The sequence below is a fragment of the Paraburkholderia steynii genome, from assembly GCF_900100565.1.
GTDB classification, from domain to species: Bacteria; Pseudomonadota; Gammaproteobacteria; order Burkholderiales; family Burkholderiaceae; genus Paraburkholderia; species Paraburkholderia terrae.
On record NZ_FNDI01000007.1, the window covers coordinates 37494 to 62033 of the forward strand.

Sequence of the window (24540 nt, forward strand, 5' to 3'; positions counted from 1 at the left end):
GAAACACCGGGATTGTCCCGGCCCCGTTTTTAAAAATACGGGTGAGCGCAGCACAGGGCATTTGCAAAAATCGTTGCGCGACACGGGAAAACCGGCTCGCGATCGACGCGAAACCGCCCTCTGTAGCGCCTGTCACGCGCTTGGCCAATTGATCTGGGCGCAATTAAGATGACCCGCTTTTTTGGGCCCACCGGTTGCCGTTGCGGCGGCGTGTGCTATAAAGCGGTCGTTAATGGGTGCCAAACCCGGGTTGGAAAACCCGAGGTCCCGGCCCGAATCCACCAATTTATTTTCAGTCATGTCCAAAGCACTGATCATCGCCGAAAAGCCATCCGTCGCGAACGACATCGCGCGGGCTTTGGGCGGTTTTACCAAGCATGACGAGTACTTCGAAAACGACGATTTCGTCCTTTCGTCGGCGGTCGGCCATCTCGTGGAGATCGCTGCGCCGGAAGAATATGAAGTCAAACGGGGAAAATGGAGTTTCGCCAATCTCCCCGTTATTCCGCCGCATTTCGATCTGCATCCAATCGCGAAAAGCGAGTCGCGGCTGAAAGTCCTGAACCGGCTGATCAAGCGCAAAGACGTCGATCGCCTGATCAACGCATGTGACGCGGGGCGCGAGGGCGAGCTCATTTTCCGCCTGATCGCGCAGCACGCAAAAGCGAAGCAGCCGGTGCAGCGCCTGTGGCTGCAGTCGATGACGCCCGCCGCGATCCGCGACGGCTTCGCGCAACTGCGCAGCGACAACGACATGCAACCGCTCGCGGATGCCGCACGCTGCCGCTCGGAAGCGGACTGGCTGGTCGGCATCAACGGCACGCGCGCGATGACCGCGTTCAACAGCAAGGGCGGCGGCTTCTTCCTGACCACTGTGGGCCGAGTGCAGACGCCGACGCTGTCGATCGTCGTCGAGCGCGAAGAGAAGATTCGCCGCTTCGTGCCGCGCGACTATTGGGAAGTGAAGGCGGAATTCGTCTGCGCGGCGGGCTTCTACGAAGGCCGATGGTACGACCCGAAGTTCAAGAAAGACGAGTTCGATCCGGAAAAGCGCGATTCGCGTCTGTGGAGCCTGCCGGCTGCCGAAACGATCGTCGCCGCCTGTCGCGGCCAGACGGGCATCGTGACGGAAGAATCGAAGCCGACGACGCAACTGTCGCCTGCGCTCTTCGACCTCACCAGTCTGCAGCGCGAAGCCAACGGACGCTTCGGCTTTTCGGCCAAGAACACGCTCGGGCTCGCCCAGGCGCTGTACGAAAAGCACAAGGTGCTGACCTATCCCCGTACCGACGCGCGCGCGCTGCCGGAAGACTACCAGGAGACGGTCAAGCACACGCTGGAGATGCTCAAGGAGAGCAACAACTATCTGCCGTACGCGAAGCAGGTGTTGGACAAGGGCTGGGTGAAGCCGAACAAGCGCATCTTCGACAATTCGAAGATCAGCGATCACTTCGCAATCATCCCGACACTGCAGGCGCCGAAAGCGCTCTCCGAACCCGAGCAGAAGCTGTACGACCTCGTCGTCAAGCGCTTCCTCGCGGTGTTCTTCCCGGCTGCCGAGTTCCGCGTTACCACGCGTATTACGGAAGTCGTCGGCCATCATTTCAAGACTGAAGGCAAGGTGCTCGTCGAGCCGGGCTGGCTGCAGATCTATGGCCGCGAGACGGCCGGCGAGGACGCGAATCTCGTCCCCGTTCAGAAGGGCGAGAAGGTCAAGACCGACAAGATCGCCGCGCAGCAACTCGTGACGAAGCCGCCCGCACGCTACAACGAAGCGACGCTGTTGTCGGCAATGGAAGGCGCGGGCAAGCTCGTCGAAGACGACGAACTGCGCGAGGCAATGGCCGCAAAGGGTCTGGGCACGCCGGCAACGCGCGCGGCCATCATCGAAGGTCTGCTCGGCGAAAAGTATCTGGTCCGCGAAGGGCGCGAGCTGATTCCGACCGCGAAGGCTTTCCAGCTGATGACGCTGCTGCGCGGCCTCGACGTGAAGGAACTGACCGCGCCGGAACTGACGGGCGAATGGGAATACAAGCTGTCGCAGATGGAGCGCGGCAAGCTGCAGCGCGATGCGTTCATGCAGGAAATCGCCCGCATGACGCAGACCATCGTGAAGCGCGCGAAGGAGTACGACTCCGACACGATTCCCGGCGACTACGCGACTCTGCAAACGCCCTGCCCCAACTGCGGCGGCCAGGTGAAGGAAAACTACCGGCGCTTCGCCTGCACGAAGTGCGAGTTCTCGATCTCGAAGATTCCGGGCGGCCGGCAGTTCGAAATCGAGGAAGTCGAAGAGCTTATGCAGAAGAAGCAAATCGGTCCGCTTTCCGGTTTCCGCAGCAAGATGGGTCGCCCGTTTTCGGCGATCCTCAAGCTCTCGTTCGACGACGAAACGAAGAACTACAAGCTCGAGTTCGACTTCGGCCAGGATCAGGGCGGCGAAGACGGCGAGGCGCCGGACTTCTCCGAGCAAACGCCTGTCGGCGCGTGTCCGAAGTGCGGCGGCAAGGTGTTCGAGCACGGCATGAGCTATGTCTGCGAAAACTCGGTCGCGAATCCGAAGACGTGCGACTTCCGTTCGGGCAAGGTGATCCTGCAACAGGAAATCGCCCGCGAGCAGATGGCGAATTTGCTGGAGAACGGGCGCACCGACCTGCTGACGAACTTCAAGTCGTCGCGCACGGGCCGCAACTTCAAGGCATTCCTCGTCAAGCAGAGCGACGGCAAGATCGGCTTCGAGTTCGAAAAGAAGGAGCCGAAGGAAGGCGCAGCGAAGAAGACGGCCGCGAAGTCCGCAGCCAAGGCGGCGCCCGAATCGGCAAACGACGAGGCAGCGAACGAAGCACCGGCGAAGAAGGTTGCAGCGAAGACGGCTGCTGCCAAGAAAGCGCCTGCGAAGAAAGCGGCTACCAAGACGACAGCGGCGAAAGCCGCAGCGCGCAAGACGGGTTCGTAAAGCCTGTTCGGCGCGCGCCGCCTGATGCGCGTAGCCACGCACGCAAGCAAGCGCGCAGCAAAAAGCGCAGTCACCTTTGACGGTGACTGCGCTTTTTTTATCGTCTATCCGGAACGCCGCGGAGTGCGCCTCAATGCGTCGGCGAAACGATGCCACGTGAACGGTTCAGCGTGCGCGTCGCCGGCTTGGCCGGGATCTCGCCATCCAGCAGGCTCGACAGCGGCTCGGCCCCGTCAAACGCTTCCGGTGGCATCGACACAGCCGTCGATTCGAGCATCGACGGCGCGCGCTCCACGCCGTCCTTCACCCATTGTTCGCCAAGCTTGCTGTTCGGCGTCTGGTTGAAATGCTCGACGAGGTGATCGATAAACGTGCGGACCTTTGCCGGCAAATGCCGACGGCTCGGATACGCGATGTTGATCTCGACCTGCGGCAAACGGTAGTCGCTCAGAAGCCGCACCAGCTTGCCGCGCGTCGTGTCGCGCCCGATCAGATAGCTCGGCAGGATCGCGATGCCCATACCGAGCAACGCGAACTGACGCAGCATTTCCGTATTGTTCGCGACGATCACGTTCGTCGGACGCACGCGCACTTCGCCGTCCGGGCCAGTGAACACGCGCTCGTCGCCCCAGTATTCGGACGGCAACGACAGGCAGGGATGCTCCAGAAGCTGCTCAGGCCGCGTCGGCGTGCCGTGCTTCTCGAGATACGCGGGAGTCGCGCAGACGGTCATACAGCCCGTCGTGAGCCGCCGCGTGACGATGCTCGCGCTGCGCATATGCCGCGCGATCACGACGCCGACGTCAAAGCCTTCTTCGACGAGATCGACCTGCCGGTCGACCAGCGTCACATCGGGAATCACCTTTGGATAGCGCTCGGCGTACGTCTGAAGCACGGGGGCAAGGTTATGCAGACCGAACACGACTGGCGCGACGATGCGTAGCGTGCCAACAGGCTCGTGATTGCGCGCGACGACCATCTGCTCGACGTCTTCGAGCTCGTCGAGAATCTGCCGGGCGCGTTCCAGATAAACCTGACCGGATTCGGTCAGCGAGAGACTACGTGTGGTGCGGTTGAGCAGTCGGGTACCGAGGCGACCTTCCAGATCGGCAACGTGACGGGTGGCGACTGCGTTTGAAATATCCATCGCGCTAGCCGCGCGGGCGAAACTTCCGAGATCCGCCACTTTGACGAAAACTCGCATCGACTGCAAATGATCCATGGACAACTCCTGCCGTATTACCGCTCCCCCGCGAACAGGAAGCACATTTGGGATTTTCCTACGACTAGGGAAATCCTGCAGAAGTTGCCTAAGAAAGCAGAAATTTTATGAAAATTTGAGTCAATATCTTAAGGGACGGAATAGCACATGGCCTATTGTTCCCATTGTTGAAACAATTTGCTGCATCGCGTCGGAATCGCATCGGTAGCTCGAACAGCGAAAGCGACGCGTCGGTGGTAGAAATGGGGTCGAAAGGTGACACCAAAATGGCAGAAATGACGAAAAAGCCGCCCGGAGGCGGCTTCGTCACTCGTTAGTGAACGCTCACAACATCACGCGGCCAGCTTCTTCTCCAGCGCGTTCCGCGTATCTTGCAGTGCGGCAGGCAGGCCTTGCTTCAACGTGTCGAACAATTCGCTATGCAATGCGAGTTCCTTGCGCCACGCGGCATCATCGACGGAAATTACCTGCTCGAACTGCTCGCGGGTGAAGTCGAGCCCGTTCCAGTCGATATCTTCGTAGCGCGGCGAGACCCCAAATGCATGTTCCTCGCCCTGCGACTTGCCTTCGATCCGGCCGATCATCCAGCGCAGCACGCGCATGTTTTCACCGAAACCCGGCCACACGAACTTGCCGTCGTCGCCCTTACGGAACCAGTTGACGCAGAAAATCTTCGGCGTGCGCGCGTTCAACTGCTCCAGTTTCGCGCCCGTCTTTAGCCAGTGGCCAAAGTAGTCGCTCATGTTGTAGCCGCAGAACGGCAGCATCGCGAACGGATCGCGCCGCACGACGCCCTGCTGGCCGGCTGCGGCAGCCGTCGTTTCCGAGCCCATCGTCGCGGCCATGTAGACGCCCTCGACCCAGTCGCGCGCTTCCGTCACGAGCGGCACGGTCGTCGAGCGGCGGCCGCCAAAGACGAACGCGTCGATCGGCACGCCCGCCGGATTCTCCCAATCGGCGTCAATCGACGGGCATTGCGAAGCGGGCGCCGTGAAGCGCGCGTTCGGGTGCGCGGCCTTGCGCCCCGTTTCCTTTGCGATCGCCGGCGTCCAGTCCTTGCCCTGCCAGTCGATCAGATGCGCGGGCGGTTCGTCGGTCATGCCTTCCCACCAGACGTCGCCGTCGTCCGTCAGCGCGACGTTCGTGAAGATCACGTTTTCCTTCAGCGTCGCCATCGCGTTGAAGTTGGTCTTTTCGCTCGTGCCCGGTGCCACGCCGAAATAGCCCGCCTCCGGGTTGATCGCGTAGAGACGCCCGTCCTTGCCCGGCTTGATCCACGCGATGTCGTCGCCGATCGTTGTGATCTTCCAGCCGTTCATGCCTTGCGGCGGAATCAGCATCGCGAAGTTGGTCTTGCCGCACGCCGACGGGAACGCGGCCGCGACGTGATGCTTCTTGCCTTCCGGCGACGTAACGCCGAGCACCAGCATGTGCTCGGCGAGCCAGCCTTCGTCGCGGCCCATCGTCGATGCGATGCGCAGAGCGAAGCACTTCTTGCCGAGCAGCGCGTTGCCGCCATAGCCCGAGCCGTAGCTCCAGATTTCGCGTGATTCGGGGAAATGGACGATGTACTTCGTATCGTTGCACGGCCACGCGACGTCTTTCTGGCCCGCCGCAAGCGGCGCGCCGACGGAATGCACGCACGGGACGAACGCGCCGTCCTCGCCGAGCACGTCGTACACTTTGCGGCCCATGCGCGTCATGATCCGCATATTCGTGACGACGTACGGGCTATCGCTCAACTCGACGCCGATATGCGCGATCGGCGAACCGAGCGGGCCCATCGAGAACGGCACAACGTACATCGTGCGACCGCGCATTGCGCCGTCGAAGAGACCGTCGAGCGTCGCGCGCATTTCAGCGGGCGCGATCCAGTTGTTGGTCGGGCCGGCGTCCTCGCTGTTCTTGGAGCAGATGAACGTGCGATCCTCGACACGCGCGACATCGGACGGATCGGACCACGCGAGATACGAATTGGGCCGTTTGGCCGCGTTGAGCTTCTTGAGGGTGCCAGCTGCGACCATCTGCGCGCTCAGACGGTCGTATTCCTCCTGCGAACCATCGCACCAGACGATCCGTTCCGGTTTTGCCAGCGCGGCCACGCGCTGCACCCACTCGATCAGTTTTTGATGTTTGACCCAGGCAGGCGCTTCGAGGGTCGAATGGCCTGCAAATGCGGGATGATTCATCGAGCTGTCTCCGTTTTGGTAGAAAAAGAAAAACGGTCCTAGCCCAGCGACGCTGCATGCGAGAGGCGATAATCGGCGCGAAGTGCTTTAAGGCGCGCGCGATCCAGCAGTCGTAAGGGCCGTCCAGCCTGTCGCCGACACGTTGAAACCGTCTGTAAAGCGGCTTGCGTGGACATGCAACAAACTGTTAAAAACGAGGGAACTTGCCTCGCCGTCGTGGCTCCGTCATAGCGGCTCCTTGTACGGTAAGGCATTCACAATAAGCATCATGTGGTCCAGGTCACATGATGGGACACCCGAATAAGACTCTCCGTTCCGCACCCGCATGGTGCGTCGCAAAACATATACGCCATGAAGATTGCCATCCTTGACGATTATCAAGACGCCGTCCGCAAGCTCGACTGTTTCCAAATGCTCGCCGACCACGAGGTCAAGGTCTTTAACAACACCGTTCGCGGTCTGGGCCAGCTCGCCAGCCGCCTGTCGGAAGTCGACGCGCTGGTCCTGATTCGCGAACGCACCCGCATCAGCTCGCAACTGCTCGACAAGCTGCCGCATCTGCGCATGATCAGCCAGACAGGCCGTGCAGGAAGCCATATCGACATCACCGCCTGTACCGAGCGCGGCATTGCCGTGCTCGAAGGCGTCGGCTCGCCGATCGCACCCGCCGAACTGACGTGGGCCCTAATCATGGCCGCGCAGCGCCGCATTCCGCAATACGTGGCAAACCTTAAGCAAGGGGCCTGGCAGCAATCCGGTCTGAAAACCTCGGCGCTGCCGCCGAACTTCGGCCTCGGCCAGGTGCTGCGCGGACAGACGCTCGGCATCTGGGGCTACGGCAAGATCGGCCGGCTGGTGGCGGGTTACGGCAAGGCGTTCGGGATGAACGTGCTGATCTGGGGCCGCGATCACACCCGCGAAGCGGCGCTCGCCGACGGCTATCAGGTCGCGGAAAGCCGCGAGGCGCTGTTCGAGCAAAGCGACGTGCTGTCGCTGCATCTGCGCATGCACGACGACACGCGCGGCATCGTCAAGCAGGAAGATCTGATGCGTATGAAGCCGACCGCGCTCTTCGTCAACACGAGCCGCGCCGAGCTGCTCGAAGAGAATGCGTTGATGGGCGCGCTGTCGCACAACCGTCCGGGCATGGTCGCGATCGACGTCTACGAAAGCGAGCCGATCCTGCAGGGCTACAGCCTGCTGCGAATGGAAAACGTGATCTGCTCGCCGCACATCGGCTATGTCGAGAAGGAAAGCTACGAGCTTTATTTCAGCGCGGCGTTCAAGAACATTCTCGCGTTCGATCAGGGCGATACATCGAGCGTCGCGAATCCGGAAGCGCTGCAGGGCGGACGCCGTCGGTAAATGAATGCATGCGGCCCCGCGCGGGCCGCAGCGCCTTTAAGTACGCGTTTCAGTCGTGCGCGGCGGCGTCGAGCAGTTCAGGCACGCGTTGTAGAAACTGCTCGCCGTCCACGCGTCCGAGATTGTATGCGTGCTGCATCTGCGACGGACTCGTGTAGTCCCAGCTCGAAATGGGCACTTTGCGCGACGGCTGCACGTACAGCCGCTGTTGCGTGCCATGCGGCACGACGAACATCTGCGGACGCGGATAGATCCGCGTCACCATCACCAGCACATTGCCGGGCGCCGGATCGAGCGCGCCGACGGGCACATTGTCGACCATCCCGCCATCCAGCACGGGACGCCCATTGCGCCGCAGGACAGGCGTGAACGGCGGCGTACACGACGACTGGAGAATCAGGTCCGCGAGTTCTTCTACGCTCGTGCAATCCTGCGCGCGAACGAATTCCGGATGAAAGCCTAGCGACTGGCCGAGCGTCGGATGCAGCGTCTTGCGGATGTATTTTTCGATGTTGTAGGCGATCAGTCCGGCCGCGACGGCGCTGCGCGCGCCCAGCCAGCGCGGCACGTGCGACACGCCGATACGGATTTCCGGCGCCTTCGCCAATTGCGCGAACTTTTCACCGTAGATATCGAGCAACGCCTGCCGGTAGATCCGGTAATGCGGAAACACCGATTCGCCGCGCAGCAGATTGCCCCAGTACGCGTTCTTCGTGTTGTTGCGAAGTGCGGACTCGTAATAGCGCATCACCCAATCGGCGTCGCGCGTGTAGAGCATGCAGGCCGTGGCCGCGCCCGCAGAAATGCCCGTGATCACGCGTGGCTTGATAGCCAGTTCCGGCTGGACCACGTCCCAGAATCCCGCTTGCCACCAGCAGCGATTGCCGCCGCCGGCGAATACGACCTGATCGAACATCCGTTGCTTCCTTCGATTGCCGCGGCGCGGGCTCGCGCCGTCGACAGGCGCGCTCAGTTGAGCAGCGCGTAAGTGGTGGTGGCGTGGACGGCCATCTTGCCGTCGTCGTCGGTCAGCTCGACTTCGCCGAACACGAGATTGCGGCCCATGCGCAGCACGCGCGCCGTGATGACCACGTCGCCTTTGCGAACGGCGCGCATGAAGCTGATGTTCAGCGAAACGGTAGTCATCGGTTTGAACCCGCCGAGCGCCGCTGAAATGGCGACGACCATCGCCGTATCGGCGGCTGCCATGAAGACCTGGCCGCAGATCACGCCGCCGCTGTGCCTCAGTTCGCCGGAAAATGGCAAGCGCAGGGTCGCGCTTTCATCGTCGACCTTAATGGGCGTGAGCGACAGCGCGCGCACCCACGGCGCGAGCACACGGTCGAGCAATTCCCGGACTTCGGTTTCGTCCATCATGATTTCCCGTTGGGGCCGCGCGGAAGGCTGCACGGCATGGTGTCGCGACATGATACCGGGACGAACGCCCGTGCGCTTCGATAGTGCTTTCGGTGGATGCTGGCGGTCCCGTCCTTTCTGGCGGGGCCTGCTGCGGAATCTTTTTTTAAGAAATTTGCGAGATACACTTGCCAAGCAAGAAAAACTCCTGCATAATTTCGCTTCTGTTGGGGGCGTTAGCTCAGTTGGTAGAGCAGCGGACTCTTAATCCGTAGGTCGAGTGTTCGAGTCACTCACGCCCCACCAAAGAATTCGAAGGCCGGTCAAGCGAAAGCTGACCGGCCTTTTTGTTTTCCCCGCCGCGCGCCCAACAACTTCAATTCCCCGGCACCGCCGCATCCGATGCCGCCTTGGCCATCTTGTTCGCTCTTTCCGCTTTGGCAAGCGCTTGCTTCTTCAGATATTCGACCGTGCCTTGAAACGCCGGACTGACATCGGGATACGAAGCATCCGTGACGAAGTTCAATCCGTTCTGCTGCGCCTCGATCAACTCCTGATACACCTCTGCGCGCGTCTTGCCTTGCGCGAAGACATTCGTCGAACCAAGTGCAGCGACGGCGACAGCCAGCAATGCGAGCATCTTCATTTCCAACTCCTTTGAAAACGTGCGGTACGCACAATGACGAACCACGCGACGCTGCAATCTATTCCCACTCGCCACACTAAAAAATAAATACGGATATCTAACTATCTAAGCGAAAACAAAAGCGGCCGCATCCGAAGATACGGCCGCTCAACGTCAAACCACCACCAACATCAACCCGGCGTCGCCCCAGTCAACTGCGCATACACATCGTGCGCAATCTGCAACATCACCTTGCGATCGATACCACCCGACACCGCATAGCCGAAGTCACCATCGACCCAATAAAAAACATTCACCGGCCCTTCCTGATAAAGCTTGAACGCTGTCGTATTCGCGTTCACCTTTCGATGAGAAATACAAAGCGTCACGCGCTCGCCATTCGCGTTGTGATACATGAACTGCGCAACGGGCCCATCGTCGCCAGGCAATATACGGCCGCCCGCAAGCTCGAATCCGCTTTTCGTGAGCATCGGCGGATGCACATCGGTGCCAAGTTTGTTCGCGAGGTACTGCACGAAATCCTGCTCGTGGTCCTGGCCGATCTGCGCGGGACGACTAACGGTAGGCATGTACACGACATGCGCCAACGCCGCCTTCTGCGCGAACACTTCCGATGCATCCGCACTCACGGGCCGAGTACTCGAGGTCACCGACGGCGCACTCGCCCCCGGCGCAGCTACATCCTTGCCCATGTTCGTGCCGACACCAATGCCGATGCCCAATACCAGCGCCGCCGCCATACCCGCAAACTGCGGCCAGTTCGCCGCGCTGAGCCAGCGACGTTTCTCCGGCATACGCAGACGCGCGGGCACGGGCTCGCTCAGCACGCGGTCATAGCGCTCATGAAACATGTTGTTCAGCGAAAAGTAATCGCTCACGCGCGCCGCCAGCGCGGGATTCAGTTCGATCGCGCGCTCTACCTCTTCACGGCGCTCGTCGGACAGCGTGCCGTCCACGTACGCATGAACGTCTTCTTCGCTGATGGGAGTCTGTTGATCGCTCATCGCACCACCTTCAGTTTCGCGCCGGGCTGTGCGCCCGCCATCAATGCGCGCAAGCGCTCGCGTCCACGCGAGAGCCTCGACATCACGGTACCCACGGGGATGTCGAGTGCAATCGCCACTTCGGCGTAACTCATTTCCTCTAGCCCAACCAGCAAGACAACTTCGCGCTGATCGGCAGGCAGACGCTGCAACGCGTAGTCGAGATCGCGCACTTCGAGCGAACGCGTCTGCTCACCCGACACCGCAAATTCGCTTTCGACGATGCTCTCATCGTCCACCGAAACGTGAACAGCGCGCGACGACGACTTGCGCACCTGATTGACGAACACGTTGTGCATGATGGTGAAAAGCCATGCTCGCAGATCGGTTCCCGCCTCGAACATCTTCATACGCGTGAGCGCGCGTTCAAGCGTGTCCTGCACAAGATCGTCCGCGAGATCGCGATTGCTGATCAGCGCGCGCGCATAGCGGCGCAATCGCGGCACGTGATCCATCAACTCGTTACGGATGTCCATTTGCTCTACCCATCAAATATCGCTTGGCGCGCATTCCGCCGCGCGCGTCGCCTCTTGAAGCAGAGAACACAACCTGCTGTATTTTATTCCGCTTGTTTCGCGGAAACCGCAAAAGCACGTGCGAATCGACAAGCCGTGCATTTGCTAGCGGATCGTCAGCGCGTCAGCAGCGCGCATCAGACCGTGTGTCGTTGCCTTTCCGGCGAGCACGTAGCGCCGGCCTTTCACCGTCCACGACAGCAGCCGCACCTCGCCGATGCGCTGCGCCGCCCAATGCGGCTGGTCCGTCGCAAATGGCGCTGCGCTTGAAAGCAGCACGACAGCTTCGCCATCGGCATTGCGGTAATCGAGTATGTCAATGCTCGCAAAGGCGTTCGGATGACGCGTCTTCGTCGCCATCAGCTTTAGCCCTAAAGGCGTCAGATCGACCGAGTACGGATCGGAGAGTACAGCGTCCGGCGCAGCAGCGGTTCGCGGCCCCGACTCGCGCATCAGCGCCATGACCGCCGCGGCGTCGAGCATTTCCGGCGATACGCGCGACGCAAAAAACCAGCCGCTCGCCGACAGAATCACCAGCGCGATGCCAAGCAGCGCGACACCGATGCGCCGCACAAAGAATCTGCGCATCGCCGAAGGGATATCGACCGTCCGCTTTCGATCACCACCCGGCGCCTGGATGCCTTGCGGAAACGCGCCTTCAAATGCGCTGCGCATCTGCATGTTCAATTGCCGGTAGAACGCAATCCGATCGGCCTCGCCGGGTCGCGCGCCGAGATATTTACGCACGCGCGCCGCCCGATCCGGCGGCAGATTGCCGTCGGCGAATGCCTGCATGTCCGCTTCGGTAAGCGGCTTGTCGGACGGTGGATGGGTGTGGGACATGATCGTCGGTCGTGCAAATATCGGGCTCTTGCTGCGCTAACAGGATCGTTGCACGCTTTATTCCATCCGCTTTCGACGATTCATTCGTCAGACGTTAGACAAAAAGAAACGCGCCGCATGACGTGAGTCATGCGGCGCGTTGCGCGATGCAGCGAAGGTGCTTACTTCGCCGAAACGTCGATATTGCCGAAGTATTTTTCCGCGAGCGTCTTGACTGTGCCGTCCGCCTGCACCTTGGAGATGGCCGCGTTCAACTGGTTGCGCAGCGCCGTGTCACCCTTGCGAATGCCGAACGCAACGCCGCTGCCGAGAATCTTGTCGTCGCGCACCGCCTGACCGACGAACGCGAAGTCCTTGCCGTCAGGACGCGACAGGAAGCCCGTCTGACCCGCCGGCGCAAGCACCAGCGTCGCATCGAGTCGGCCGGCGACGAGATCCGCGTACACCTGGTTCTGATCCTGATACGGCACGACGGTGACGCCAGCGTTTTCCCAATGCGCCTTCGCATACGTTTCCTGGATCGACGCCTGCAACACGCCGACGCGCTTGCCTTTGAGCGACTCGGGCGTCGGTTGCAGCCCGCTATCCTTGCGCGCGATCAGTTGCGTCGGCACACGGTAGATCACGTTGGTGAAGTCGATGGCCTGACGGCGCTTTTCCGTCGCGTTCATCGCCGAGTTGATCGCGTCGAACTTGCGGCCCTGCAGCGCGGGGATCAAGCCGTCGAACGACGTTTCGACCCAGCTGCATTTCAGGTTCGCCGTCTTGCACACTGCATTGCCGACATCGATATCGAAGCCCTGCAACTCGCCATTCGAGCCCTTCGATTCAAACGGCGGATATTGCGCCTCGAGGCCGTAGCGCAGCGACGTCGCATCGGCAGCCATCGCCGACGCCGTCGCCACCGATGCGAACGCGCACGCCAGCATCAGCAGATTCTTCACAAGCTTCATATCGATCTCCTTCCCCTTATGTTCAATGCGGTTCAACGCACGTCAGACGGCGTAGCGATGCGCCGATGCGTGAGCACCGGCAGGCGGTTGCGCGCTTCATCGAGCGCGCTTTGTGTCAGCGTCGCGAGCGCGATGCCGGGTTCATCGTCATGCCGCGCGAGCACTTCGCCCCACGGCCCGATGATCATACTGTGGCCAAAAGTCCGCCAGCCGTTCGAATGCGTGCCGCACTGGCCGGACGCGAGCACGAAGGCCTGGTTCTCGACGGCTCGCGCGCGCAGCAGCAGTTCCCAATGCGCGAGGCCTGTGGTGTACGTGAAAGCGGCGGGCACGGCGATCACATCGGCAGCGGGTTCCGCGCGATACAGTTCGGGAAAGCGCAAGTCGTAGCACACGGACAGACGCAGCGTGCCGAACGGACCCTGCGCCGTGCCGATGCTGTCGCCGCCGACCATCGTGTCGCCTTCCGCGTGCTGCTCCGCGCCCTGATTGAAGCTGAACAGATGGATCTTGTCGTAGCGCGCGGCGCTTTGTCCCGAAGGATCGAACACCAGCGACGTGTTGTACGCATGCGTGCCGGCCTGCGGCCCATGCGACGGCCGGATCGGCACCGTGCCGCCGATCAGCCACGCGCCCGTCTCGCGCGCGAGTTCAGAAAGCGCCTGTTGGATCGGACCATCGCCGAATGCTTCAGCAAGGGCCACGCGCTGCATTTCGTCGTCGCCAATCCAGCAAAAGTATTCGGGCAGGCAGATGAGCGTGGCGCCCTCGCGCGCGGCCTGATGCACCCAGCGACGCGCTTCGCCTAGATTCTGCTGGACGTCCGCGCTGCTGCTCATCTGCACCACGGCTGCCTTGATCGATTCCTGCATCATTGCGTGTCCCTCAGATTGAACGCAAACGGCGCGCGCCTTCGATCAGCGTCTCGTCGTCCTTCGAAAAGCTCAGGCGAATCAGGCCGGAATCCGTGCCGTCCGTGTAGAACGCGGACAGCGGAATGGTCGCAACCTTCGCATCGCGGATCAGACGCAGCACGAAGTCGCTGTCGCTTTCATCCGAGAAGCCACGAAAGCGCGCGAGCATGAAGAAGCTGCCCTCGCTCGGCAACAGCTCGAAGCGCGACTCGCTCAGTTCGCGCGCCAGCAGATCACGCTTGTGCTGATAGAACGCGGACAGGCCCAGATAGCTTTGCGGATTCGATAGTGCTTCGACGAACGCGTACTGCATGGGCGTATCGGCGGAAAACACCATGAACTGGTGTACCTTGCGAATCTCGTCCATCAACGCAGCGGGCGCGAGGCAATAACCGACGCGCCAGCCCGTCACGTGATACGACTTGCCGAACGACGACACGATCACGCTACGTTCCGCGAGTTCGCGATGACACGCCATGCTGTGATGCTTCGCGCCGTCGAACACGACGTGCTCATACACTTCGTCGGACAGAATCACGATATCCGTGTTGCGCGTAACAGCCTTCAGGCGCTCGATATCGGCGTCGCTGAAAATCGTGGCGGTCGGATTGTGCGGCGTGTTGGTGATGATCATCCGCGTTTTCGGCGTGATCGCCGCGGACACTTCGTCCCAGTTCACGCGGAAATCCGTGGAAGACAGCTTGATCGGGATAGGCTTCGCGCCTTGCAGGCGCACGATGGGCGCATAGCTGTCGAACGACGGCTCGAAGTAGATCACCTCGTCGCCAGGATGCACGAGCGCGCTGATCGTCGAATACAGGCCTTCGCTGGCACTGGCGATCACGGTCACTTCCGTCGACGGATCGTAATGCACGCCATACAGCGTTTCGACCTTCGCGGCGAGCGCCGCGCGCAGTGCGCCGATGCCCGCCATCGGCGCGTACTGGTTGTGACCGGCGCGCATGGCTTTAGTCACGCCGTCGACGAGCGCTTCGTCAGGCGAAAAATTCGGCGCGCCCTGTGACAGGTTCAGCGCGTTGTGTTCGGCGGCCAGTTGACCAATCACCGTGAAAATCGTCGTGCCGACGTCCGGCAACTTCGAGCGGGCTTGCAAAGCGCTCTGCATGAGATTCCTCCTCCTCGCTGCAAATCGGCGGGCCACGCAACACGCGTCGGTCCCGTTCAGTTTGAACGATTAGGCAACAACGCGTGCGTGAGAACAATCGAAACTTTGTCATGCGCGGTATGCGTTTCGCTCATGCACGCGGCGACGGAGGCACCGTGGGAGATTGGCACAAACGTGCTTGCCTTTCTGCGGCAATGCGGCATGCAAATGACGGCGTGGCAATCGCGCCGCCATGAAAAGGAGTGATGCCTTCGTCTTGCGCCTATTCGTCTGATGTTTTACTCGCGAAAGACAAAGGCAAGGCTCACTCGTCCATCAAACGCACTTTCACCTTCTTGCCCTTAACCTTGCCCGCACTGAGTTTGCGCAACGCATCACGCGCGATACCGCGCTCGACGGCGACATAAGTCGAAAACTCCGTCACATTGATCTTGCCGATCTGCGTACCGTTGAAACCCGCTTCGCCCGTCAGCGCGCCCAGCACATCGCCGGGACGGATCTTTTCCTTGCGGCCGCCGAGAATCTGCAGCGTCTCCATGGGCGGCAGCAGCGGCTCGTCGTTAGCCGCCTTCAGCTCGGCCAGCGGATGCCATTCGACATCACGCCCTTGCGCCTCTTCGATGCCGCCCACGCGACCCATCTCGTTCATGCTAGCGAGGCTCAGCGCCCAGCCCTCCTGATCCGCGCGACCCGTGCGGCCGATCCGGTGTACGTGTACTTCCGGGTCCGGCGTCACGTCGACGTTGATCACAGCTTCGAGCTGCGCGATGTCGAGACCGCGCGCGGCGACGTCGGTTGCGACGAGCACGGAGCAGCTGCGATTCGCAAACTGGATCAGCACCTGATCGCGCTCACGCTGATCGAGCTCGCCATGCAGTGCGAGCGCGTGGAAACCTTGGGCGCGCAAGACGTCGAGCAGATCGCGGCACTGGTTCTTCGTATTGCAGAACGCGATCGTGCTCACGGGACGGAAGTGATTCAGCAACAGACCGACGGCATGCAGACGCTCGTCTTCCGTCACTTCGTAGAAGCGCTGGCGGATCTTGCTGTCGTCGTGGCGTTCTTCGAGCTTGACGTCCTTCGGGTTGCGCAGGAACTGCTGGCTCAGCTTCGCGATGCCTTCGGGATACGTCGCCGAGAACAGCAGCGTCTGCCGCTCTTTCGGACACTGACGCGCGACCTTCGCGATATCGTCGAAGAACCCCATGTCGAGCATGCGGTCCGCTTCGTCGAGCACGAGCGTGTTGAGCGCGTCGAGCGACAGGCTGCCGCGCTCCAGATGGTCCATGATGCGCCCCGGCGTGCCGACGACGATATGCGCGCCATGCTCGAGGCTGGCGGTTTGCGGACGCATCGGCGTGCCGCCGCACAGCGTCAGCACCTTGATATTCTCTTCGGCGCGCGCGAGGCGCCGGATTTCCTGCGTGACCTGATCGGCGAGTTCGCGCGTCGGGCACAGCACCATCGCTTGCACCGCGTAGCTGCGCGTATCGAGCCGCGCCAGTAATGCGAGCGAAAACGCCGCGGTCTTGCCGCTGCCCGTTTTCGCCTGGGCGATCAGATCCTGGCCGGCAAGCGCGATCGGCAAGCTGGCGGCCTGAATGGGCGTCATCTCGACATAGCCGAGTTGCGTGAGATTCGCGAGCACCGCTTCGGAAAGCGGCAGTTCGCTGAAGGGACGAGCCTTTGTTGTCATGTCGATATCGATGTCGATGTTGGCTTAGTTGTACGGGCGACCTTCGATCTGCTCGTAGACGATCGTGCCGTCGTCGGCGTCGAATCGTTCGACATAGTTGCGCGCGCCGCACATCGGGCAGCGAAACAGCAAACCTTGCCCTTCGTTCTTGATGACGACGTCAGACAGTTCCCACTGCGCGCCGCAGCTCTGGTTGATGCAAGTAAACACGGTGATCTCCAGCTTGAGTCATCCGCGCGACGTCTTCGTGCGCGCAGAGGTCTTTTGATAATAGGTTTACCTGTATGTATACGTAGTAACAGTTAACAAGCGAACTGCTTTTCTGTGGATAACACAGGTTTACCGAAACGAATCAGCGTTTTGCCGGACGCATAACCGCATGTGGTCAGTGTGCGTACCGGATGAAGTTCGATGAACAACTTTTTCCGCTCGTGCGCGAGCGTCGAGTTACCCCGTTTACGTCCACATCGATTCCACACGAGTTCCGCCCCGCTGTCCTTCCGGTTATCCACAGGTCGCTGTGGACACCTTCAAACAGGCCGGCGCGCGTGTCGTTTCGTCGATGAGGATGGTGGGTCGGGCGGCGAGACAGGGCCGCGCATGCCGCAATTCTAGCGGATGCGCAACAGCGGCCAGCCGATGAGGCGTTAGTGAGCCAGCAGCGAACCGGCCGGAGAGTGGACGGTTTTCAGCGTTTCAGAGGGACGCACGCCGAAAAGCTTGCGATAGTCGGTGGCGAACTGGCTCAGATGCCAGAAGCCCCACGCAGCCGCGACGTCCTGCACTGTGCGCTCGCCGGGCGCCGCGCCGCACAGATCGCGGCGCGCGCCGTTCAGACGGATCGCGCGCAGATAGCTCGCGGGCGCAAGGCCCAGCACATCCTGAAAGCAGTATTGCAGCGTGCGGCGGCTGACGTGCAGATGCTCGCACAGTTCCGGCACGCCGATGGGACGGTCGCGATTCGCGAGCACGTAATCGCGCGCCTCGGAAACGATCCACTGCCTGCGCGGACGCGCGGGAATCGCGACGGGTTCAAGCGACGCCGTCGCGCACAGATCGAACAGCGAAGAAAGCACCGACGCTTGCAGATTGTGCCGCGCGCGATCCGGCAGCGCGGCGTTGGCCGCGTCGTCGAGCATGCCGGCGAGGAGCGCGCAGAAGCGCGTCTTGCTTCGCGTATCGATGGGAATGATGCCTGTGTGCGCAGCCTGGTCGATCAGATCGGCGTGCTCGACGAATTCCGCATGCCGATGCAGCACCTCGCCGCGCACGACCACGCCGAAGATCGCGTAGCCGCCGGGCGTCAGCAGTTCGAACTCGACGCCGCCGCGCTGAAAGGCGAGCGAATCGCCGCCGATCGGTTGCGGACCAATGCGGCCGACACGCTGATCGTCGGCGGGAATGCCGAACCAGCAGGCGTCGGGCGGCACTTCGCAGGTCTGCCGCAGCGTCTGGCTGGTGGTTTCGCAGAACACGTGCATGTCGTCGAGATGCAGGCCCGTCAGCCTCCCGACGAAGCGGCCCGCCGTGAGCTGGTCGTAGGTCTGCGTCCAGCCGTGGAGACTGCGCGCCTGCTCATCGGCGTCGTGCGCGACGCTTGTTTCGAATCGGCAGGCAGTCGCTCGCGGCAACGGAGAAGAAAGGTCGATGGTCATATGGGGCGTCGATGATGAACATGCACCTGCATGTGACATTGAACTAACGAGCGCAAAGCGACGCAAGTCCCATGCCGATCGGATCACCACACCGTGCGCCGGTGTAGCACGCCGCCCTGTTCATTCGGTGAACACTCGCGTTTCGAACTGCTCATGGATGCAACGTCATCCAGATGCTCACCCGCGCTCGAAAAACGGCGTGCCTCGCGACAGTGCTGCATGCACCGGCATTGTCCAACCTCTCACCCACGTTGGCACGCTTCTGGCGATAAGCACACGCGGCAGCGGAATAGCGCCAAGCCGGGTGATATATCCAATCGAATACATCGACGTCCGATCATGTGAGGAGCACACAGATGAATCACGCAGAGATGAAGTTTCTGACAACCGAGTTCCCGTTCAAGAAGCAGTACGCGAATTTCATCGGCGGTGAATGGGTCAAGCCGGTTGGCGGCGAGTACTTCGACAACATCTCGCCGATTACGGGCGAGCCGTTCACGTCGATACCGCGTTCGCGCGAAGCCGACATCGAACTCGCCCTCGACGCCGCGCATCGCGCCAAGGCCGCCTGGGGCAAGACATCGACCACCGACCGCGCCAACATCCTCAACAAGATCGCCGACCGCATGGAGGCGAACCTGCAGCGCCTCGCCGTCGCGGAGACGATCGACAACGGCAAGCCGCTACGCGAAACGATGGCGGCCGACATTCCCCTCGCAATCGATCACTTCCGCTATTTCGCGGGCACCGTGCGCGCGCAGGAAGGCGGCATTTCGGAGATCGATCACGACACGGTCGCATATCACTTTCATGAGCCTCTCGGCGTAGTCGGTCAGATCATTCCGTGGAACTTCCCGATCCTGATGGCCACGTGGAAGCTTGCGCCCGCGCTCGCGGCAGGCAATTGCGTCGTGCTGAAGCCCGCTGAACAGACGCCCGCTTCGATCCTCGTGCTGCTCGAACTGATTCAGGATCTGCTGCCGGCGGGCGTGCTGAACGTCGTCAATGGATTCGGTCTCGAAGCGGGCAAGCCGCTCGCGTCGAACAAGCGCATCGCGAAGATCGCCTTCACGGGGGAAACGACGACGGGCCGCCTGATCATGCAGTACGCGAGCCAGAACATCATTCCCGTGACGCTGGAGCTCGGCGGCAAGAGCCCGAACATCTTCTTCGCCGACGTGCTCGACAAGGACGACAGCTTCTTCGACAAGGCACTCGAAGGCTTCGCGATGTTCGCGCTGAATCAGGGCGAAGTCTGCACCTGCCCGTCGCGCGTGCTGGTCGAAGAATCGATTTACGACCGCTTCATGGAGCGCGCGGTGAAGCGCGTCGCCGCCATCCAGCAGGGACACCCGCTCGACTCGAAGACGATGATCGGCGCGCAGGCTTCGCGAGAGCAACTGGAAAAGATCCTGTCGTACATCGATCTCGGCAAGCAGGAAGGCGCGCAATGCCTGATCGGCGGCGAGCAGAACAAGCTCGACGGCGAACTCTCGAAGGGCTATTACGTGAAGCCGACCGTGTTCCGCGGTCACAACAAGATGCGCATCTTCCAGGAAGAAATCTTCGGCCCCGTCGTTTCCGTCACGACGTTCAAGAACGAAGAAGAAGCATTGGAGATCGCCAATGACACGCTGTATGGCCTCGGCGCCGGCGTCTGGACGCGCGACGGCACGCGCGCCTATCGCTTCGGTCGCGAGATTCAGGCGGGCCGCGTGTGGACGAATTGCTACCACGCGTACCCGGCGCATGCGGCGTTCGGCGGCTACAAGCAGTCGGGCATCGGACGCGAGAATCACAAGATGATGCTCGATCACTACCAGCAAACGAAGAATCTGCTGGTCAGCTATAGCGACAAACCGTTGGGCTTCTTCTGAGCGTAGTGCTCCTGTTGGGCGGATCGCGCGATGCGGTTCGCCCTTTTTTCCCAGCGGATCAAGCCAAAAGAGGAAGCGCGATGAGCAAAGAAGGCGTTGCGCGTGTCGTGGCAACGGATGCGGCGGTCAAGCTGATCCAGCAGTTGAGCGCCGAGCACGGCCCGATTATTTTTCATCAGTCGGGCGGATGTTGCGACGGCAGTGCGCCGATGTGCTTTCCGTCGAATGAATTCATGGTCGGCGGATCGGATGTGAGGCTCGGCGAGATTGCAGGCGTGCCGTTCTACATGAGCGAATCGCAATTCGAATACTGGCAGCACACGCAGTTGATCATCGATGCCGTGCCGGGCAACGGCGGCATGTTTTCACTGGAGCGGCCGACGGGTCTGCGGTTCTTGACGCGCTCGCGCCTGTTCGACGATGAAGAGAATGCGTGGCTCGAAAAGCATCCGGTGAGCAAAGCCGACGCTGTTTGATGTCGATGTTTCGAGTGCCCAAACGCTGCGTGCGTCTGGGCACTTTTCTATTTCTTCGAGGCGTCAGGTATAGCGGACGCAGCTTCTTCAGCCTGAAGCAGCGCGTCGCTGTCGTCCTTCAAGCCGACGCCCGTCAACCCCAGACGACGCGCATGCGTCAGCAGATAGTGCAGCTTGTGCGCCGCGGCTTCGTAATCCAGTCCTTCCGGCCGCACGTTTGAAATGCAATTGCGCTGCGCGTCGCTGCAACCCACTTTCGGTGCGTACGTCAGATAGATGCCGAGACTATCCGGCGAACTCAGCCCCGGCCTTTCGCCGATCAACATCACGACGAGCTTCGTCTTCAACAACTCACCGATCTCATCGCCCAACGCGACACGCGATTGACGCGCGACCACGACAGGTCCGATCTTCCAGTCGGTGAGACGCTTCGTGATCGCTTGCAGGAACGGAATCGATTGTTTCGACGCGGCGAATGCAGATAGTCCATCGGCGATGACGAACACAACATCGGGCGCATCATTGGTCGCCGCCTTGCTTAGCGCGTCGCGGCTCTCATCGGACAGGCGCCGCCCCATATCCGGACGCCGCAAGTAATGCGCGCGATCCGGCGCCGCGCTATGCACGTCGAGCGACGTGAAGCCATGCGCGCGCAACTGTTCATGCAATACGTCAGCATCGAGCGGATGATGCACGGCGTCGCGCGCCTGCGCATGCGACAGATTGAACGCGAGCAGCGGCGCAGTCGGCAGACTGTTGCCCGCGCGGCCCAATGCGATGCGTGCATTCGTGAACGCACGCAACGCTTGCCACGCATTCTTTTCGATCGAATCGCTCATGCGATGCCCATCCATTCGCTCGCGCCTTCGAGCAACGGCTGACGCGTCGGCGCATTGAGCAGCGCACCGCGCGGATCGGTGATCTGCATCGACTCCAGCCATTCTTCGAACTCGGGCGCGCGGCGCAAACCCAATACGTCACGCACATACAGCGCGTCATGGAACGACGTGCTCTGGTAATTCAGCATCACGTCATCCGCGCCGGGAATGCCCATGATGAAGTTGATGCCTGCCACGCCAAGCAGAGTCAACAGATTGTCCATGTCGTCCTGATCGGCTTCCGCGTGATTCGTGTAGCAGATGTCGCAGCCCATCGGCACACCGAGCAGCTTGCCGCAGAAGTGATCTTCGAGACCCGCGCGCGTGATCTGCTTGCCGTCGTACAGATACTCGGGGCCGATAAATCCGACTACCGTATTCACCAGAAACGGATTGAACTGACGCGCGACGGCGTACGCGCGCACCTCGCAGGTCTGCTGATCGACGCCATGATGCGCATCGGCCGAGAGCGCACTGCCCTGACCCGTCTCGAAGTACATCACGTTGTTGCCGACCGTGCCGCGCTTGAGCGACAACGCCGCTTCATACGCTTCCTGCAACAGCGCAAGCGAGATACCGAAACCTGCGTTCGCCTTCTCGGTGCCTGCAATCGACTGGAACACGAGATCGACGGGCGCGCCCTTCTCGATCGCCGCAATCGTGTTGGTGACGTGCGTGAGCACACATGATTGCGTCGGCACCTGATAGCGCGTGCGGAAGTCGTCGATCATCATGAGCAGCTTCGTGATCGCCGAAAGACTGTCGGACGCGGGATTGATGCCGACCATCGCATCGCCGCAACCGTACATCAGGCCGTCGATCATCGATGCAGCGATGCCCTTCACGTCATCCGTCGGATGATTCGGCTGCAGACGCACCGACATGTGACCCGGCAAACCGACCGTGTTGCGAAAGCGCGTGACGACGGGACGCTTGCGCGCCGCGAGGATCAGATCCTGATTGCGCATCAGCTTCGACACGGCCGCGACCATCTCGGGGGTGAGCCCTTTCGTGATGCGCGTGAGCGCGGCCGTATCCGTCGAACTCGAGAGCAGCCAGTTGCGAAACTCGCCCACCGTCAAATGTGAAATCTCGGCGAATGCTTCCGGCGAATGCGTATCGACGACGAGGCGCGTGACTTCGTCGCTCTCGTATGGAACCAGCGCTTCGTTCAGGAACGTGCGCAGGGGCACTTCCGCGAGCGCCATCTTCGCGGCGACGCGCTCTTCCTCGCTGGCCGCCGCGATGCCGGCGAGCTGGTCGCCAGACCGCAGCGGGCTCGCCTTCGCCATTAGCGTCTTCAGATCGGCAAAACGATACGTGCGGCTGCCGATTGTCTCCGTGTAGCTCATGTCGTGTACTCCATCGCCGCAGCTACTGCACGGCTTGTTGCAGGTACGCCAGTGCTTCTACAGCTTGGTCATTCTTCGAGCAGTGCGTCGGCAGGTGCGATTTCGCGTTGATGACGCGTCATCAGGAAGTAGCCGTAGCCGAGCGCGATGAACGCGGCGAAAACCAGCGCGACGAGCAGATTGAAGTAGATCATCGTCGCCAGCGAAATCACCGCGGCCACCAGCGCGAACGCCGGGAAGTACGGAAACAGCGGCGCGCGGAACGGGCGCTCCATGTCCGGGTCGCTGCGGCGCAGCTTGAAGAGCGAAAGCATGCTGATGATGTACATCACGATAGCGCCAAATACCGACATCGTCACGATGTTCGCTGTCAGCGTCTGGCCGCCGAACTGGATCAGCTCGTCGCTATAGATCGCTGCAATGCCGACCACGCCGCCCGCAAGAATCGCGCGATGCGGGGTCTTGAAGCGCGGATGCACTTTCGACAGCCATTCGGGCAAGTAGCCTGCGCGCGCCAGCGCAAAGATTTGCCGCGAGTAGCCAAGGATGATGCCGTGGAACGACGCGACGAGGCCGAACAGTCCCAGCCAGACCAGCATGTGCATCCAGCCGCTGTTTTCACCGACGATGTATTTCATCGCTTGCGGCAGCGGGTCGTTGATGTTGGAGAGCTTGGTCCAGTCGCCCGCCGCGCCCGCGAACACCATGACGCCGATGGCCAGCACGACGAGGGTCAGGATGCCCGCCACGTAGGCGATCGGGATGGAGCGCTTCGGGTTTTTCGCTTCTTCGGCGGCCATCGCGACGCCTTCGATCGCGAGGAAGAACCAGATCGCGAACGGAATCGCAGCGAACATGCCGTGGAACGAGCCCATGCTGAACGTGTCGGCGCCGGCCCAGCCGCCCTTTGTGAAGTTCGACCACTGGAAGCCCGGCGACACGACGCCCATGAACACGAGCAGCTCGAAGATCGCGAGCAGCGTCACGCACAGCTCGAACGCCGCTGCGATCTGCACGCCGACGATATTCAGCGCCATGAACACCAGGTATGCGCCCATTGCCGCGTGCTTCGGCTCGAGGCCGGGGAACTGCACATGCAGATACGCGCCGATCGCGAGTGCAATCGCGGGCGGCGCAAACACGAACTCGACGAGCGTTGCAGCGCCCGCGATGTAGCCGCCCGTCGGGCCGAACGCGTGGCGCGCATAGGCGAACGGGCCGCCCGCGTGCGGAATCGACGTGGTGAGTTCGGTGAAGCTGAAAATGAACGTCGTGTACATCGCGGCGATGAACAGCGCGGTGATCACGAAACCGAGCGTGCCGGCACTCGCCCAGCCGTAGCTCCAGCCGAAATACTCGCCGGAGATCACGAGGCCGACGGCGATGCCCCAAAGCTGCCAGGTGCCGAGCGTCTGCTTCAGTTCGTGATGCGTAACGGCCCCTTTGTGCTGGGTTGTCGACTCTGATTTCATCTGAGG

Annotated in this window: 21 protein-coding genes and 1 tRNA gene; 5 read left to right on the plus strand and 17 right to left on the minus strand. The window is 61.4% G+C overall.

What is annotated here, in order from left to right:
• Positions 1-298: 298 nt before the first annotated feature.
• On the plus strand, positions 299-2956 hold the full coding sequence (locus BLT65_RS14455; RefSeq protein WP_091778653.1) for a DNA topoisomerase III: 2658 nt from the start codon (positions 299-301) through the stop codon (positions 2954-2956).
• Positions 2957-3086: 130 nt separating this feature from the next.
• Here BLT65_RS14455 and BLT65_RS14460 read toward each other — a convergent pair whose 3' ends face one another.
• Together BLT65_RS14460 and BLT65_RS14465 are read right to left on the minus strand one after the other, a co-directional pair.
• Positions 3087-4178, minus strand: coding sequence for a LysR family transcriptional regulator (locus BLT65_RS14460; RefSeq protein ID WP_007581949.1), 1092 nt, complete (start codon positions 4176-4178; stop codon positions 3087-3089).
• A 332-nt stretch (positions 4179-4510) separates the two neighbouring features.
• A complete protein-coding gene (locus BLT65_RS14465) occupies positions 4511-6367 on the minus strand; it encodes a phosphoenolpyruvate carboxykinase (GTP) (protein WP_091778655.1) in 1857 nt (618 codons plus the stop codon).
• 351 nt (positions 6368-6718) lie between these two features.
• Here BLT65_RS14465 and BLT65_RS14470 point away from each other — a divergent pair, with 351 nt between their 5' ends.
• Positions 6719-7732: a D-2-hydroxyacid dehydrogenase family protein gene (locus tag BLT65_RS14470; RefSeq protein ID WP_091778657.1), complete on the plus strand. Its 1014-nt coding sequence runs from the start codon at positions 6719-6721 to the stop codon at positions 7730-7732.
• A gap of 49 nt (positions 7733-7781) precedes the next feature.
• Here the strand turns inward: BLT65_RS14470 and BLT65_RS14475 are convergent, their stop codons facing one another.
• Positions 7782-8648, minus strand: coding sequence for a patatin-like phospholipase family protein (locus BLT65_RS14475; protein WP_079483923.1), 867 nt, complete (start codon positions 8646-8648; stop codon positions 7782-7784).
• 53 nt (positions 8649-8701) lie between these two features.
• Complete coding sequence (locus tag BLT65_RS14480; RefSeq protein WP_007581942.1) at positions 8702-9106, minus strand: PaaI family thioesterase; 405 nt, start codon at positions 9104-9106, stop codon at positions 8702-8704.
• Positions 9107-9318: 212 nt separating this feature from the next.
• Between BLT65_RS14480 and BLT65_RS14485 the strand changes: the two genes are divergently transcribed.
• Positions 9319-9394, plus strand: a tRNA-Lys gene (locus BLT65_RS14485).
• Between the two features lie 70 nt (positions 9395-9464).
• Here BLT65_RS14485 and BLT65_RS14490 read toward each other — a convergent pair.
• The 10 genes from BLT65_RS14490 to BLT65_RS14535 form a co-directional block, all read right to left on the minus strand.
• Positions 9465-9734 (minus strand): DUF4148 domain-containing protein, encoded by a 270-nt coding sequence (locus tag BLT65_RS14490; RefSeq protein WP_007581939.1) that lies wholly within the window; start codon positions 9732-9734, stop codon positions 9465-9467.
• A 170-nt stretch (positions 9735-9904) separates the two neighbouring features.
• Complete coding sequence (locus BLT65_RS14495; RefSeq protein ID WP_042305035.1) at positions 9905-10738, minus strand: anti-sigma factor family protein; 834 nt, start codon at positions 10736-10738, stop codon at positions 9905-9907.
• On the minus strand, positions 10735-11253 hold the full coding sequence (locus BLT65_RS14500; RefSeq protein WP_042305036.1) for an RNA polymerase sigma factor: 519 nt from the start codon (positions 11251-11253) through the stop codon (positions 10735-10737). Before BLT65_RS14500 ends, BLT65_RS14495 begins: the two co-directional genes overlap by 4 nt.
• Positions 11254-11397: 144 nt before the next feature.
• Entirely contained in the window at positions 11398-12135 is a 738-nt protein-coding gene (locus BLT65_RS14505; RefSeq protein ID WP_091778659.1) for an anti-sigma factor family protein, read from the minus strand.
• Positions 12136-12296: 161 nt separating this feature from the next.
• On the minus strand, positions 12297-13088 hold the full coding sequence (locus BLT65_RS14510) for an ABC transporter substrate-binding protein (protein ID WP_042305159.1): 792 nt from the start codon (positions 13086-13088) through the stop codon (positions 12297-12299).
• 32 nt (positions 13089-13120) lie between these two features.
• Positions 13121-13963 (minus strand): carbon-nitrogen hydrolase family protein, encoded by an 843-nt coding sequence (locus tag BLT65_RS14515; RefSeq protein ID WP_091778660.1) that lies wholly within the window; start codon positions 13961-13963, stop codon positions 13121-13123.
• 10 nt (positions 13964-13973) lie between these two features.
• Positions 13974-15128, minus strand: a complete 1155-nt coding sequence (locus BLT65_RS14520; RefSeq protein ID WP_091778662.1) for a pyridoxal phosphate-dependent aminotransferase — start codon at positions 15126-15128, stop codon at positions 13974-13976.
• A 304-nt stretch (positions 15129-15432) separates the two neighbouring features.
• Positions 15433-16824 (minus strand): ATP-dependent RNA helicase DbpA, encoded by a 1392-nt coding sequence (gene dbpA / locus BLT65_RS14525; protein WP_091778664.1) that lies wholly within the window; start codon positions 16822-16824, stop codon positions 15433-15435.
• A gap of 24 nt (positions 16825-16848) precedes the next feature.
• On the minus strand, positions 16849-17034 hold the full coding sequence (locus BLT65_RS14530) for a hypothetical protein (protein WP_007581925.1): 186 nt from the start codon (positions 17032-17034) through the stop codon (positions 16849-16851).
• 437 nt (positions 17035-17471) lie between these two features.
• Complete coding sequence (locus BLT65_RS14535; protein ID WP_091778666.1) at positions 17472-18479, minus strand: helix-turn-helix domain-containing protein; 1008 nt, start codon at positions 18477-18479, stop codon at positions 17472-17474.
• Positions 18480-18835: 356 nt separating this feature from the next.
• Here BLT65_RS14535 and adh point away from each other — a divergent pair, with 356 nt between their 5' ends.
• Positions 18836-20356: an aldehyde dehydrogenase gene (gene adh, locus BLT65_RS14540; protein WP_042305042.1), complete on the plus strand. Its 1521-nt coding sequence runs from the start codon at positions 18836-18838 to the stop codon at positions 20354-20356.
• A gap of 80 nt (positions 20357-20436) precedes the next feature.
• Positions 20437-20832 carry a DUF779 domain-containing protein gene (locus tag BLT65_RS14545; RefSeq protein WP_042305043.1) on the plus strand — a complete coding sequence of 132 codons (396 nt, stop codon included), beginning with the start codon at positions 20437-20439 and terminating at the stop codon, positions 20830-20832.
• 47 nt (positions 20833-20879) lie between these two features.
• Here BLT65_RS14545 and eutC read toward each other — a convergent pair whose 3' ends face one another.
• From eutC to eat, 3 genes are all read right to left on the minus strand, one after another.
• Complete coding sequence (gene eutC, locus BLT65_RS14550) at positions 20880-21671, minus strand: ethanolamine ammonia-lyase subunit EutC (RefSeq protein ID WP_042305044.1); 792 nt, start codon at positions 21669-21671, stop codon at positions 20880-20882.
• Positions 21668-23062 (minus strand): ethanolamine ammonia-lyase subunit EutB, encoded by a 1395-nt coding sequence (locus tag BLT65_RS14555; protein ID WP_091778668.1) that lies wholly within the window; start codon positions 23060-23062, stop codon positions 21668-21670. The genes eutC and BLT65_RS14555 overlap by 4 nt, the downstream gene beginning before the upstream one ends.
• 68 nt (positions 23063-23130) lie before the next feature.
• The gene (eat, locus tag BLT65_RS14560) at positions 23131-24534 is read right to left on the minus strand and encodes an ethanolamine permease (RefSeq protein WP_091778670.1); all 1404 of its coding nucleotides are present in this window, start codon (positions 24532-24534) and stop codon (positions 23131-23133) included.
• Positions 24535-24540: the final 6 nt, after the last annotated feature.